Annotated in this window: 13 protein-coding genes and 1 riboswitch; of the genes, 11 read left to right on the forward strand and 2 right to left on the reverse strand. The window is 73.6% G+C overall.

Features of this window, described 5'->3' with window-relative positions:
* Nucleotides 1-44: 44 nt before the first annotated feature.
* A complete protein-coding gene (locus V6U90_RS03385) occupies nucleotides 45-836 on the reverse strand; it encodes a hypothetical protein (RefSeq protein WP_334431048.1) in 792 nt (263 codons plus the stop codon).
* 659 nt (nucleotides 837-1,495) lie between these two features.
* Between V6U90_RS03385 and V6U90_RS03390 the strand changes: the two genes are divergently transcribed.
* From V6U90_RS03390 to thiC, 11 genes are all read left to right on the forward strand, one after another.
* A complete protein-coding gene (locus V6U90_RS03390; RefSeq protein ID WP_334431049.1) occupies nucleotides 1,496-2,101 on the forward strand; it encodes a class I SAM-dependent methyltransferase in 606 nt (201 codons plus the stop codon).
* Between the two features lie 41 nt (nucleotides 2,102-2,142).
* The gene (locus V6U90_RS03395; RefSeq protein ID WP_334431050.1) at nucleotides 2,143-3,822 is read left to right on the forward strand and encodes an ABC-F family ATP-binding cassette domain-containing protein; all 1,680 of its coding nucleotides are present in this window, start codon (nucleotides 2,143-2,145) and stop codon (nucleotides 3,820-3,822) included.
* Nucleotides 3,819-4,616 carry a nucleotidyltransferase domain-containing protein gene (locus tag V6U90_RS03400; protein WP_334431051.1) on the forward strand — a complete coding sequence of 266 codons (798 nt, stop codon included), beginning with the start codon at nucleotides 3,819-3,821 and terminating at the stop codon, nucleotides 4,614-4,616. The genes V6U90_RS03395 and V6U90_RS03400 overlap by 4 nt, the downstream gene beginning before the upstream one ends.
* A 109-nt stretch (nucleotides 4,617-4,725) precedes the next feature.
* The gene (locus V6U90_RS03405; protein WP_334431181.1) at nucleotides 4,726-5,670 is read left to right on the forward strand and encodes an aldo/keto reductase; all 945 of its coding nucleotides are present in this window, start codon (nucleotides 4,726-4,728) and stop codon (nucleotides 5,668-5,670) included.
* 108 nt (nucleotides 5,671-5,778) lie between these two features.
* A riboswitch (TPP riboswitch) is annotated at nucleotides 5,779-5,887 on the forward strand.
* A 198-nt stretch (nucleotides 5,888-6,085) separates the two neighbouring features.
* Nucleotides 6,086-6,613: a thiamine phosphate synthase gene (locus tag V6U90_RS03410; protein ID WP_334431182.1), complete on the forward strand. Its 528-nt coding sequence runs from the start codon at nucleotides 6,086-6,088 to the stop codon at nucleotides 6,611-6,613.
* Nucleotides 6,607-7,743 (forward strand): glycine oxidase ThiO, encoded by a 1,137-nt coding sequence (gene thiO / locus V6U90_RS03415; RefSeq protein ID WP_334431052.1) that lies wholly within the window; start codon nucleotides 6,607-6,609, stop codon nucleotides 7,741-7,743. Before V6U90_RS03410 ends, thiO begins: the two co-directional genes overlap by 7 nt.
* Complete coding sequence (gene thiS, locus V6U90_RS03420) at nucleotides 7,734-7,934, forward strand: sulfur carrier protein ThiS (RefSeq protein ID WP_334431053.1); 201 nt, start codon at nucleotides 7,734-7,736, stop codon at nucleotides 7,932-7,934. Before thiO ends, thiS begins: the two co-directional genes overlap by 10 nt.
* Nucleotides 7,931-8,719: a thiazole synthase gene (locus V6U90_RS03425; protein ID WP_334431054.1), complete on the forward strand. Its 789-nt coding sequence runs from the start codon at nucleotides 7,931-7,933 to the stop codon at nucleotides 8,717-8,719. The genes thiS and V6U90_RS03425 overlap by 4 nt, the downstream gene beginning before the upstream one ends.
* Before the next feature lie 106 nt (nucleotides 8,720-8,825).
* The gene (locus V6U90_RS03430) at nucleotides 8,826-9,440 is read left to right on the forward strand and encodes a thiamine phosphate synthase (RefSeq protein WP_334431055.1); all 615 of its coding nucleotides are present in this window, start codon (nucleotides 8,826-8,828) and stop codon (nucleotides 9,438-9,440) included.
* Nucleotides 9,437-10,234 carry a bifunctional hydroxymethylpyrimidine kinase/phosphomethylpyrimidine kinase gene (gene thiD, locus V6U90_RS03435; protein ID WP_334431056.1) on the forward strand — a complete coding sequence of 266 codons (798 nt, stop codon included), beginning with the start codon at nucleotides 9,437-9,439 and terminating at the stop codon, nucleotides 10,232-10,234. Before V6U90_RS03430 ends, thiD begins: the two co-directional genes overlap by 4 nt.
* A 16-nt stretch (nucleotides 10,235-10,250) precedes the next feature.
* Nucleotides 10,251-11,843: a phosphomethylpyrimidine synthase ThiC gene (gene thiC / locus V6U90_RS03440; RefSeq protein ID WP_334431057.1), complete on the forward strand. Its 1,593-nt coding sequence runs from the start codon at nucleotides 10,251-10,253 to the stop codon at nucleotides 11,841-11,843.
* Nucleotides 11,844-12,168: 325 nt separating this feature from the next.
* Here thiC and V6U90_RS03445 read toward each other — a convergent pair whose 3' ends face one another.
* Nucleotides 12,169-13,845, reverse strand: coding sequence for a hypothetical protein (locus V6U90_RS03445; RefSeq protein WP_334431058.1), 1,677 nt, complete (start codon nucleotides 13,843-13,845; stop codon nucleotides 12,169-12,171).
* Nucleotides 13,846-13,847: the final 2 nt, after the last annotated feature.

The following is a 13,847-nucleotide window of genomic DNA, read 5'->3' on the forward strand; positions in this document are numbered from 1 at the left end:
GTGGCGCGGGCGGGGTCAGGTTTCCGAGTCGCGGTGCGGGCCAGTCAGTTGCCCGGAGCTGCGGTGCCGGTGCCCACCCGCCGGGCCAGCACGCCCTGTCGCAGGTGTCCTTCGAGCAGGTCGGTGAGGATGTTCCGGGTGGTCTGGTCACCGGACCGGATGCTCTTCCCGTCCGCCCGGGCCACCACGCAGTAGGCCAGGTAGTGGCCCTGCGCCTGCCAGCCGACCCGGGCCGAGGACCGGGCCACCGCCTCCGTGCCCCGACCTGCCGGCATGCCCTGGAAACGGCCCTCGCGGCGGTCCACCAGGGACTTGATCCGGTCCCGGGCCTGCTCGGCACCGTCCCGGTCGGCCAGGTTGAACAGACCGGCCGTCATCAGGTAGGTCCCGTCCGGGGTGCGCAGGGTGCCGCGTACCACCTGGTTGCAGCCAAGCTGCTTGAGCAGGTCGTTGATCGCCCCGGTCGCGGCGACCCCGCAGCTGGCACTCGAATGCGTCTTCAGCACCCGGTACGCCGGCCCGCCGTCGGTGACCACCAGGTCGCGGGCCGGGAAGACCTCCTTCGCGGTCAGCGGCTGCGGGTCGACCGTCCGCGACTGGAGGTCGTCCGGCATCACGTCCCCGAAGATGGGGTCGGTGGGGGGTGCCGCCGCCGGGGGCGCCGGATCCGGTGTCCGGCTGTTGCCGATGAGCAGCGGGACGGTCACGGCGCTCCCAGCCACCAGTACGAGCAGCGCGGCGGTTGCCACGATGGCCCCGCGACTGCGCCGGTGGCCGGTACGTTCGTCGGCCCCGGTGCCCCGCTCCCGACCGTTGGTGGCCAGCAGGTCCGTCAACAGGGCCGAAGGTGGCCAGACCGCCGGCGACACCGGTGCCGACGCCCGGACCGGTACCGGGGGAGCGGCATCCGGGACGGGTGCCGGCACCGGCACCGGGGCCATCGGCGTCATCCGCGTCATCGGCGCCATCGGCGTTACCGGGGCCATCGGCGTCACCGGCGTCACCGGCGTCACCGGCGTTACCGGGGCCATCGGCGTTACCGGGGCGGAGGCCCGGACGGTTGCCGGGGGATCCGGCTCCGGAACGGGAACGGCCGGCGGGACCGGCATGGCAGGCTGTCGTGACGCGGTGTCGGGGCCCGGCGTGGTGTCCTGCCCCGACGTGGAGTCCTGCCCCGACGTGATGTCGGGCGGGACGGGGGCGGGAACGGTTCGCCGTGCCGGTCGGACGGCCGGCTCCAGCGGAGCAGGTCGGGTCGTCGACGGCGCACGCCGTATCCGCGGCAGCGCCGGGGTCGGGAAGCGGGCCGGTGCGGGACCGAGCGGGGGAACCGGTCCCGCTGGCCCGGCGGCACGATCGGCGTCGAACATGGTGAGCGGTTCCTCGTCGGACTCCGGGCGATGGACCATGTTGCAGAGAGTAGTTGCTTCGTGCGTTTCAGTCGTGCAACTGGTGAATTGTGGTGGCCGGTGTCGGATAGGCGAGAATGCCAGGCGTGACCGGGGACCATTACTTCAGCGCCGAGCCCAGCACCGCCACCCACCAACGGGAGATCGGGTTCTCCGCCGGTGGGCGGGACTACGCCCTCGCCTCGGCCGGCGGGGTCTTCTCTGCCGGCCGCCTCGACCCCGGTACCGCCGTACTCCTGCGCAAGGCTGACCTGCCGACCGCCGCGACGGACGGCCCGCTGCTCGACCTCGGCTGCGGCTACGGACCGATCACCTGCGTGCTGGCCACCGAGGCGCCCCGGGCGACCGTCTGGGCGGTCGACGTCAACGCGCGGGCCCGGGACCTGGCGGCGGCCAACGCCGAACGGACCGGCGTCGCCGAACGGGTCCGGGTCGTCGCCCCCGAGGAGGTACCGGACGAGGTCACCTTCGCCCAGCTCTGGTCCAATCCGCCGATCCGGATCGGCAAGGCCGAGCTGCACGAACTGCTGCGCCGCTGGCTGCCCCGGCTGGCCCCGGACGGGGTGGGCTGGCTGGTGGTCGCCCGGCACCTGGGCGGCGACTCGCTGCACCAGTGGCTGGTGGAGCAGGGCTGGCAGGTCACCCGGCACGCCAGCCAGAAGGGGTACCGCGTCCTGCGGATCACCCGGTAATTGGCTGTCGCCCGTGCGGGCCGCTCCGGCAGGATGCCGGCGTGGGATACGTGGACGTCGCCGGGGTCGCGCACACGCTGCCGGACGGTCGGGAACTCTTCACCGACGTGTCGTTCCGGGTCGGTGAGGGCGCCAAGGTGGCCCTGGTCGGGCCGAACGGGGCCGGTAAGACCACCCTGTTGCGGATGGTCGCCGGCGACCTGCCGGTACAGGTCGGTGCCATCGCCCGGTTCGGCGGGCTCGGGGTGATGCGCCAGTTCATCGGCATGATCGGCGACGAGACGACCCTCGCCGACCTGGCGCTCTCCCTCTCCCCACCGTCGTTGCAGGCCGCCGGGCGACGGCTCGCCGAGACCGAGGCGGCGCTGCGGACGGCCGAGGTGCGCGGGAAGTACAGCACCGCCGCCGGGAAGGCCCAACTGGCGTACGCGGACGCGCTGGCCGCCTGGGGCGAGTCCGGCGGGTACGACGCGGAGGTGCTCTTCGACACCGTCGCCACCATCGTGCTCGACCTGTCCTGGGATGCCTGCCGGGACCGTCCGGTCCGGACCCTCTCCGGCGGGCAGCAGAAACGGTTCGCGCTGGAACTGCTGCTGCGCGGCACCGACGAGGTGCTGCTTCTCGACGAGCCGGACAACTTTCTCGACGTACCCGGGAAGCGGTGGCTGGAGCGGCGGCTCCGCGAGTCGGTGAAGTCGGTGCTCTACGTCTCGCACGACCGGGAGTTGCTCGCGCAGAGCAGCGACCGGGTGGTGGCCGTGGAGGGCGGCTCGGCCTGGACCCACCCGGCCGGCTTCGCGAGCTGGTACGACGCCCGGGTGGCCCGGCACGCGCGGCTCGACGAGCAGCGCCGCCGCTGGGACGAGGAGCACCAGAAGCTGCGCGAGCTGATGCTGATGTACAAGCAGAAGGCCGCGTACAACGACGGGATGGCGTCGCGCTACCACGCCGCGCAGACCCGGCTGCGTAAGTTCGAGGAGGCCGGGCCGCCGCCGGTACCGCCGAAGGACCAGGACATCCGAATGCGGCTGGGTGGCGGGCGGACCGGCAAGCGGACGGTGGTCTGCGAACAGCTCGAACTGGACGGCCTGACCTACCCGTTCGACCTGGAGATCTGGTACGGCGACCGGGTGGCGGTGCTCGGTGCCAACGGCACCGGCAAGTCGCACTTCCTGCGCCTGCTGGCCCGGGGCGGCACCGACCCCGACCCGGCCAACACCCCGGTCGACAGCGGCCTGGCCCTCGCCCCGGTGAGACACGACGGAGTGGCGCGGCTCGGCGCCCGGGTCCGCCCCGGCCACTTCTCGCAGACCCACGACCGGCCGGAGTTGATGGCGAAGACCCTGGTCGAGGTGCTCTGGCGGGGCGACGACCACCGGGCCGGAATGGACCGGCACGCGGCGATGGCCGCGCTGAGCCGGTACGAGCTGGCCGCGCAGGGCGACCAGCGGTTCGGCACCCTCTCCGGTGGGCAGCAGGCGCGGTTCCTGGTCCTGCTGCTGGAGCTGTCGGGCGTGACCCTGCTGCTGCTCGACGAACCCACCGACAACCTGGACCTGGCCAGCGCGGAGGCTCTGGAGGAGGCGCTGCGCGCGTTCGAGGGCACAGTGATCGCGGTGACCCACGACCGCTGGTTCACCCGCTCCTTCGACCGGTTCCTGCTGTTCCGGGGAGACAACGAGGTGGTGGAGACCCCGGAGCCGGTCTGGGACGTGGCGTGATCCCGGACGATCTGCCCGACCGGCTCGCGCAGGTCGACGGGGTGGTGGCGGTCGCGCTCGGCGGTAGCCGGGCCCGGGGCACCCACCGGCCCGACTCGGACTGGGATCTCGGCATCTACTACCGGGGCCGGCTGGACGTCGACGGGCTGCGCGCGGTCGCCGCCACCGTGGCGGACGGCCCGGTCGAGTTGACCGCCCCGGGCGGCTGGGGGCCATGGGTCGACGGCGGCGGCTGGCTGCGCATCGGCGGGGTCGCGGTCGACTGGATCTACCGGGACCTGGACCGGGTGCGGTCGGTCTGGGGTGACTGCCGGGCCGGCCGGTACCAGGTGGGCACGCAGGCCGGGCATCCGCTGGGCTTCTACTCCCACGCGTACGCCGGGGAGGTGGCCCTCGGACGGGTGCTGGCCGACCCGACCGGGGAGCTGGCCACGCTGCACGCCGCGACCCGGCACTATCCGCCCGCGCTCGGCGCGGCCCTGGTCGCCGGCGGCTGGGAGGCCGGCTTCCTGCTCGACGGCGCGGCCAAGGCGGTACCGGCCGGGGACAGCAGTTATGTCGCCGGCTGTCTGTTCCGGGTGGTCGGGGTGCTGGTCCACGCGCTGCACGGCCGGGCCGGCCGCTGGCTGGTCAACGAGAAGGGGATGGTCGACGTGGCCGGTACGCTGCCGGACGCCCCGCCGGGTTTCGCCGAGCGTGCCCACCGGCTGCTGGCCACGCCGGGTCGGCGGCCGGACGAGCTGGCCGCGACCCTGGCCGAAGCCCGGCATCTGGTCGCCGACGTGCTCACCTGAGCCGCTGGGCTGTCCTGGCCGCTGCTGCGTCGGGCCGGCTGCTGCCTCGGGCCGGGTTCTCGCAGGCGCGGACCGGCACCGGCGGCATAGGGTTGATCATGTGACTGAAATGACGTACCGCCGGCTGGGCGACTCCGGGCTCATGGTGTCCGTGGTCGGCATAGGCTGCAACAACTTCGGCCGCAAACTCGACCGTGACGGCACCCTGGCAGTGGTCGACGCCGCCCTCGACGCCGGCATCAACTTCTTCGACACCGCCGACATCTACGGCGAACCGCAGGGCGGGTCCGAGGAACAGCTCGGTGCCGCATTGAAGGGACGCCGGGACGACGTGGTGCTCGCCACCAAGTTCGGCATGGACATGTCCGGGATGAACGGGCCGGACTTCGGCGCCCGGGGTGCGCGCCGGTACATCGCCCGCGCGGTGGAGGCGTCGCTGCGCCGGCTCGGCACCGACCACATCGACCTCTACCAGATGCACGAGCCGGACCCGGGTACGCCGATCGAGGAGACGCTGCGCGCCCTGGACGATCTGGTGACCGCCGGCAAGGTCCGCTACCTGGGCAACTCCAACTTCAGCGGCTGGCAGATCGCGGACGCCGACTGGGTGGCGCGCACCGCCGGGATGACCCCGTTCATCAGCGCGCAGAACCACTACAGCCTGGTGGAACGGTCCGCCGAGACCGAGGTGGCGCCGGCCTGCGAGCGCTTCGGTCTCGGGCTGCTGCCGTTCTTCCCGCTGGCCAACGGGCTGCTCACCGGCAAGTACCGGAGAGGCGAGGCGCCACCGGCCGGGAGCCGGTTGTCGCAGGGTGGCCGGTACGCGGCCCGGCTCGCCGCCGCGCCGTGGGACACCATCGAGGCGATCGAGGCGTACGCCGCCGAGCGGGGGCTCAACCTGCTCCAGGTGGCCATCGGTGGACTGGCCGCGCAGCCGGCGGTGACCTCGGTCATCGCCGGTGCCACCACGCCTGAGCAGGTACGCGACAACGCTGCCGCCGGTGCGTGGCAGCCGTCCGATGAGGACCTGGCCGCGCTGCGCGCGATCCTCTGACGTCCTGGCGGTCCTGGTGACCTACGCCCCCGCTGCGGCGTAGGTCACCAGGATCCCGGCAACAGGGGTATTGGCTCGTCCCGCCGTTCCGTCGTACGGTGTGGCACGCAAGTAACCCACGGGAGCCCGGTGTACCGGGCTGAGAGGGGGGCTGGAGCCCCCGACCGTCGAACCTGATCCGGGTAATGCCGGCGCAGGGAGGAGAGTTGCCGTGCCGTCCCTTGGACGACTGCATCTGATCACCGACACCCGTCCCGGGCGCGATCCGCTCACCGTGGTCCAGGCTGCGGTCCGCGCCGTGGCCGGTCGCGCTGCCGTCTCGGCTGATCGCGCTGCCGTCTCGGCCGGCCGCGCTGCCGTCCCGACCGGCGCCGGCCACGTCCGTGCCGCCGGCACGGGGTCCGCCGGGGCCGGACTGGTCGTCCAGGTCCGGGTCGAGGACTCGGCCAGCGACCGTGAGGCGTACGACCTGGCCGGCCGGATCATCGATATCTGTGCGCCGGCCGGGGTCATCTGCCTGGTCAACGACCGGCTGCACGTTGCCCTGGCGGTGGGCGCCGCAGGCGGCCACGTCGGTGCACTCGACCTGCCGGTCGCTGCGGCCCGGCGGGTACTCGGCCCGGAGGCTGTGCTCGGCGCGACCGCCCGGGAGCCGGTCACGGCGGCGGCAGCGGTCACCGCCGGTGCCGGGTACCTCGGGGTCGGGCCGTACCGGGCCACCAGCACCAAGGACGGTCTGCCGGACCCGATCGGGCTGGCCGGGGTACGCGCGGTCGCCGAGGCGGTGCCCGTACCGGTCATCGCGATCGGCGGGGTGACCGTGACCGACGTGCCACGGCTGCTGACCGCCGGGGCGTACGGGGTGGCGGTGGTCGGTGCGGTCTCCGGAGCCGCCGATCCGGCGCGGGCGACGACTGAGCTGCTGGCGGCCCTCGGATGTTAAGCGGGGGCCCTTCCTCTACCGAAAGCGTTAACAGGGGGCCCTTCCTTACGGTGGTGGGGGCGGGGGTTGTCGGGCTGGCGGTCGCCTGGCGGTGCGCCCAGCGCGGGATGCGGGTCACCGTGCACGATCCGGCCCCCGGGTCCGGGGCGTCGGGCGTGGCCGCCGGGATGCTCGCCCCGGTCGCCGAGGCGTACTTCGGGGAACGGGAGCTGACCGCGCTGCTCGTGGGGTCCGCCGCCCGCTGGCCCGGATTCGCCGCCGAGCTGACCGAGGCGAGTGGGTTGGACCTCGGCTACCGGACCGAGGGCACGCTGATGGTCGGCCTGACCGGCGACGATGTGGCCGAGGCGCGCCGGCTCTGGGCGTACCAGCAGGAGCTGGGGCTGGCCATCACCCCGCTGCGCCCAACGGAACTGCGGGAACGGGAGCCGCTGCTGGCACCCCGGGTGCGCGGCGGTGCCTGGGCCCCCGGCGACCATCAGGTGGACCCCCGGCGGCTGGTCGCCGCGCTGCGGGTGGCGGCTGAGCGGGCCGGGGCGGTCCTTGTGCCGGAACCCGTCGAGCAACTGTCAGATGTGGCGGAGGGGCCGGTCGTGGTGGCGGCCGGCTGGGCCACCGCCGATCTCACCGGGCTGCCGGTCCGGCCGGTCAAGGGGCAGCTACTGCGGCTGCGGACCCCGGACGGCGGGGTACCCGGCTTCCGGCACGTGGTCCGGGGGTACGCCGACGGCCAGCAGGTCTATCTGGTGCCCCGGGTCGACGGTGAGGTGGTGGTCGGCGCGACCGTCGAGGAGCGGTCCGACCGGCAGGTGACCGTCGACGCCGTCCTGCGACTGCTCCGCGCCGCCGTCGAGCTGGTACCCGAGCTGGCCGAGTACGAGCTGGTGGAGACGGCGGCCGGGCTGCGCCCCGGGACACCGGACAACGCCCCGGTCCTCGGGCCGCTACCCGGTCGGCCGGGTGTGCTCGTGGCCGCCGGGCACCACCGGCACGGCATCGTGCTCACCCCGCTGACCGCCGACCTGATCGCCGACCTGATCTCGACCGGCGTGCCGGACCCGCAGCTCGCGGCGTTCGCACCCGACCGGTTCACGACAACCAGGATCGCGGAGGGGCAGCCATGGAGCTGACGGTGAACGGGGCCGGGCGGACGCTGCCCGGCGGGACGACGGTGGCCGAGTTGGTCGTCACCCTGACCAGCGTGGCGCGCGGGGTGGCGGTCGCGGTCAACGGTGAGGTCGTACCACGGGCGGCCTGGGCGGGTACCGCGCTGCGGGACGGCGACCGGGTCGAGGTGCTGACCGCGAGCCAGGGCGGGTGACCGGGGTGACGGACACCTTCCTGCTCGGCGGTGAGACGTTCGGTTCGCGGCTGATCCTGGGCACCGGCGGGGCGGCGAACCTGCACGTCCTGGAGGGCGCAATCCGGGCCTCCGGCACCGAGCTGGTCACCCTCGCGCTGCGCCGGGTCGACCCGCAGACCGCCGGGCAGCCCGGCGGTCTGCTGGACCTGCTGGACCGGTGCGGGGTGCGGCTGCTGCCCAACACGGCCGGCTGCTACACCGCAGCCGAGGCGGTCAAGGTCGCCCGGCTCGCCCGGGACGCCTTCGCCACCGACTGGATCAAGCTGGAGGTCATCGGCGACGACCGTACGCTGCTGCCGGACGGGGTGGAGCTGCTGCGCGCCGCCGAGCAGCTCGTCGACGAGGGCTTCACCGTGCTGCCGTACACCTCCGACGACCCGGTGCTGGCCCGCCGGCTGGCGGACGCCGGTTGTGCGGCGGTGATGCCGGCCGGCGCGCCGATCGGCTCCGGCCTCGGCATCGGCAACCCGCACCACATCCGGCTGATCCGGCAGAGCGTGGACGTACCGGTGATCCTCGACGCCGGTATCGGTACCGCCTCGGACGCCGCGTTCGCCATGGAACTGGGCTGCGACGCGGTCCTGCTGGCCAGCGCGGTCACCCGGGCCGAGGACCCGGTCGGGATGGCCACCGCGATGCGGCATGCGGTGCTCGCCGGTCGGCTCGCCGCCCGCTCCGGCCGGATTGCCCGCCGGTTCCACGCGCTGGCCTCCACCCCGGACGAAGGGCGCCCTGACCTGTGAGCGCGAGGAGCGAGCGTTCCTGGGCGGTTCGCGTGGGACGCGACCGCGCAGGAATGCGAGGGAGAGCGGAGCGGAGCCCCGCAGTCGCGAACGGCGGGCGGGCTCTGTGAACAACCCACGTGGGGTGGTGCTGCTGACCGACCGGCGGCAGGCCCGCCGGCCGTTGACCGAAATGGTCCGGGCGGCGGTCGACGGCGGGGTGCGCTGGGTGGTGCTCCGGGAGAAGGATCTGCCCGGTGCCGAGCGGGCCGCGCTCGCCGCCGAGCTGCGGGACATCCTGCACCCGGCCGGTGGGACGCTGGTCGTGGCCGGTCCGGACCCGCTCGGCGGTGCGGCGGTGCACCTGCCGGCCGCCGGGCCGTACCCGCCGCCCCGACTGGCGCTGGTCGGCCGATCCTGCCACGACGAGGCCGAACTGGCCCGGCTGAGCACCGAGGACTACGTGACGCTGTCGCCGGTCTTCCCCACCCCGAGCAAACCCGGGTACGGGCCGGTGCTGGGACCGGAGGGGCTGGGTCGGCTGACCCGGCTCGCCAGGGTGCCGGTACTCGCCCTGGGCGGGGTGGACACCCCGGAGCGGGTTGCCTCCTGCCTGGCCGCCGGGGCGGTCGGGGTCGCGGTGCTCGGTGCGCTGATGCGGGCCACCGACCCGGCCCGGGTGGCCGCCGACCTGGTCGCCGCCGCAGGTGGGACGACCGTCGGGGCGAGGGCTGACCGGTGACGCCCCCGGTGGTGCTCACCGTGGCCGGTTCGGACTCCGGCGCGGGTGCCGGCATCCAGGCCGACCTGAAGGTCTTCGCCGCGCTCGGGGCGTACGGCACGTCGGTCATCACCGCAGTCACCGCCCAGCACACCCGGGGCGTGGACGCGGTGTTCCCGATGTCCCCGCAGGCGGTGACCGCCCAACTGGACGCGGTGCTCGGGGACTTCGGCGTGCGGGCGGTGAAGACCGGGATGCTCGGCGGACCGGAGGTCGCCGAGGCGGTGGCGGTCGCCGCCCGGGCCGGCCGGTTGCCGAACCTGGTGGTCGACCCGGTGCTGGTGGCCACCAGCGGGGTCCGGCTCGGCGTGGTGGACGCGGTCGAGCGGCTGCTGCCGTACGCGATGGTGGCGACGCCGAACTGCGCGGAGGCGGCGGCGATCCTCGGTCGTCCGGTGACCACCCTGGACGAGATGGTGTCCGCCGCCGCGCAGCTCACGGCCGGCGGCGCGGCGGCGGTCGTGGTCACCGGGGGTGACCTGGCCGAGTCGGCCGGCGGCGACGCGGTGGACGTGCTGCACAGCGGCGGGGTGACCACGCTGCTGCGGGCGGCCCGCGTCGACACCCGGCACACCCACGGCACCGGCTGCTCGTTCTCGGCGGCAATCACCGCCCGGTTGGCGCTCGGCGACCCGGTGCCGGTCGCGGTCCGTACCGCCAAGGAGTACGTCACCCGCGCGCTGGCCGGCGCCCGGAACTGGGAGCTGGGCGCGGGACGCGGCCCACTCGACCACTTCGGCTGGTCCCACCGATGAATATCAGGAGGCTTGCATGAACGCACGGCGCAGGGTGTACGTCCAGGGTTCCCGCCCGGACATCCGGGTGCCCTTCACCGAGGTCACGCTGACCGGGGAGAACCCGCCGGTCCGGCTCTACGACACTGCCGGACCGGGGTCGGACCCGGAGGTGGGGCTGCCACCGCTGCGCGGGGCGTGGATCGCCGAGCGGGACGACGTGGCGCCGGCGCGGGGTGCCGGTACCCCGCTGGCCGGTCGCCCCGGTCGGCGGCCGACCCAGCTCGCGTACGCCCGGGCCGGGCAGGTCACCCCGGAGATGGAGTTCGTGGCGCTGCGCGAGCAGTTGCCGGTGGAGCTGGTCCGCGACGAGATCGCCGCCGGGCGGGCGGTGCTGCCGGCCAACGTCAACCATCCCGAGTCCGAGCCGATGATCATCGGGAACCGGTTCCTGGTGAAGGTGAACGCCAACATCGGCACCTCGGCGGTCACCTCCTCCGTCGCCGAGGAGGTGGAGAAGCTGACCTGGGCCACCCGGTGGGGTGCGGACACCGTGATGGACCTGTCCACGGGCAAGCGGATCCACGAGACCCGCGAGGCGATCGTCCGCAATTCGCCGGTGCCGATCGGGACCGTGCCGATCTACCAGGCGCTGGAGTCCGTCGGCGGCGACCCGGTGAAGCTGACCTGGGAGGTCTTCCGGGACACCGTCATCGAGCAGGCCGAGCAGGGCGTCGACTACATGACGGTGCACGCCGGGGTGCTGCTGCCGTACGTGCCGCTGGCGGTGGACCGGGTCACCGGGATCGTCTCCCGGGGCGGATCCATCATGGCCGCCTGGTGCCTGGCGCACCACGAGGAGAACTTCCTCTACACCAACTTCGTCCAGCTCTGCGAGATCCTGGCCGCGTACGACGTGACGTTCTCCCTCGGCGACGGGCTGCGCCCCGGGTCGATCGCGGACGCCAACGACGAGGCGCAGTTCGCCGAGCTGCGCACCCTGGGTGAGCTGACCAGGATCGCCTGGGAGTACGACGTGCAGGTGATGATCGAGGGCCCGGGGCACGTACCCATGCACAAGATCAAGGAGAACGTCGACCTCCAGCAGGAGCTGTGCCACTCCGCGCCGTTCTACACCCTCGGTCCGCTGACCACGGACATCGCCCCGGCGTACGACCACATCACCTCGGCGATCGGCGCCGCGATGATCGGCATGTTCGGCACCGCGATGCTCTGCTACGTGACCCCGAAGGAGCACCTCGGGCTGCCGGACCGGGACGACGTGAAGGCCGGCGTGATCGCGTACAAGATCGCGGCGCACGCGGCCGACCTGGCCAAGGGTCACCCGGGCGCGCAGGCCTGGGACGACGCGCTGTCGAAGGCCCGGTTCGAGTTCCGTTGGTCCGACCAGTTCAACCTGGCGCTGGACCCGGACACCGCCCGGTCGTACCACGACGCGACGCTGCCGGCCGAGCCGGCGAAGACGGCCCACTTCTGTTCGATGTGCGGGCCGAAGTTCTGCTCGATGAAGATCACCCAGGAGTTGAAGGACTACGCGGCGCGGGGGATGGCCGACAAGTCGGAGGAGTTCCGCTCCGGCGGTGGCCGGGTCTACCTGCCGTTGGCCTGACCTGATCCGCTGATCGGGCTGGTACCGGCCGGTCGCCCTGAACCGGTCGAGCAGGTTCTGCATGTCCCGTTGCGAGGTGATGACGTAGAACCGCACGGTCGAGGTCGTCGGGTTGCCGGCCTTGTCCGTGGCGGTCACGGCCAGCTCGTGCAGGCCGCGGGTCAGCTCGTACCTGGCCTGCAACGTGCCGGTGGCGTACGTCCTACCGTCGAGCGTGCCGATGGTCGCCTGGATGCCCGAGAGTCCAACGCCTCGAAGGCCACCCGGACATCCTGGCTGTCGCCGTAGAGCTGGCCGTCGGCCAGTCCGGCGAACCGGCGACCGGTCAGTCGGCCTGGTGCCGACCCGGCGAGCGCAGGGTACGGCGCGGGATGTGGTCGTCCCGCCGGGGCACCGGGTCGGGGACCGGATTGCTCAGCCGGTTGACCCAGTCGACGTACTCCGCGTCCTGGTCGGGTAGGGGCGCATCGCCGTCCCGGCCGGCCGGCGTGTCCGGGCTCCGCTCGGCCCGGCCCCGCCGGAACAGACCTCGGCGGCTCCGCTCGCCCCGCCCCGGTGGGGTCTCCGGGACCGGAATCGTGGGATCGTCCGTCCCCGTCCCCGTCCCCGTCCCCGTCCCCGGTCCCGGGGTCGTGGGCGGGGGCGGGGGCGGGGGATCGTCCCTCTCCGGGGCCGGACCGTCGGGCAGGCCGGTGGCCGGCTCCGTAGCGGGACCGGCAGACGATTTCATCTGCATGCTCGGGCCGGTGGTGGATTCCATACCGGGACTGGTGGTGGCTTCCGCGTGGGGAGCGAGGGTTGTTTCCGTGTGGGTAGCGAGGGCGGGCGCGGTGTTCGGACCGGTCGTGGTCGGCCGGGCGGGCTCCGGCTCCCCGGCGGTCTCGACGTCGGTGATCTCCCCGTCGTATTCCGGGTCTGGTTCCTCCGCTCCGGTCGCGGGGCGGGGGAGTGGCAGCAGGATGTCGGTCGGCTCGATGGCCGTGCTCGGCGTACGACGTGTCACGAGCGGCCAGCGCCACACCACGGCGAGGGTCGACCCGAGCGTGCCGGTACCGACCGCGAGCAGCGTCGTCCAGTACGGTGTGGCCTGCTGGCCGGCCCCGACCCCGGCGACGAGATGGCTCACCGCGAGCATCGCCGGACCGGCCGCCCCGGCGCCGCCGGCCCACGGGGAGCGGTCACCCTGCCGGCGGGCCAGCAGACCGACCAGGAGGCCGGCCAACAGCGCCAATGCCGGTATGACCAGCGGAGCCGGCAGCCAGGGGACGCCCGCGCCGGGCATCCCGAGCCGGATCTGCGGGAGCGGGTCGGTCGGTCCCAGCGCGGGTACGACCGCACCGACGGCCAGCGCCCAGAGCGCGCCGGTCACCAGCGTCACGTTCCGCCGTACCGGCCGCAAGCCGAGCGCCGCGAAGGCGATCAGCACTCCGAACGACACCGCCAGGCCGACGGCCAGCCCGACCGCCGCTACCGGACCGACCGTGCCGACCGGGACGGTGCGGGCCGGGAACGCGGAGAACAGCGCCACCACCAGAGCGCCGACGGCGGCCACCGCGCAGACGGCCAGTCGGCCGGCGACGCTGGCGGCCCTGCCGGTACGACCGGTCGGTTCGGCCTCGCTGGCGGCCCTGTCGGTACGACCGTCCGCATCGGTGTCCACCGCATCGGTGTCCGCCAGGTTGGTCTGGTCCGGGTCGGCCTGGATCGGGTCGGTCTGGATCGGGTTGGCCTGGTCCGGGTTGGCCTGGATCGGGTCGGTCTGGTCCGGGTCGGTCCCGGTGACCGGCCGCCCACCGACCAGCGCCCCGATGACCGTGGCGACCATCGCGATCCAGGCCGCCCAGGTCAGTTGCGCGGCCCACTGGTCCGCCGTCAGGTCGGTGAGGCGGGGCGGCAGGCGTAGCAGACCGAGCCCGTACCCGACGCCGAGCTGGGTGCTGCCGGCGAGCAGAGCGACGGCGAACGCGGTGGGCAGTGGTCTGCCCCAGCTCCGGTGGGCCATGC

This window comes from Micromonospora sp. CPCC 206060, from assembly GCF_036906895.1.
Lineage (GTDB): Bacteria > Actinomycetota > Actinomycetes > Mycobacteriales > Micromonosporaceae > Micromonospora.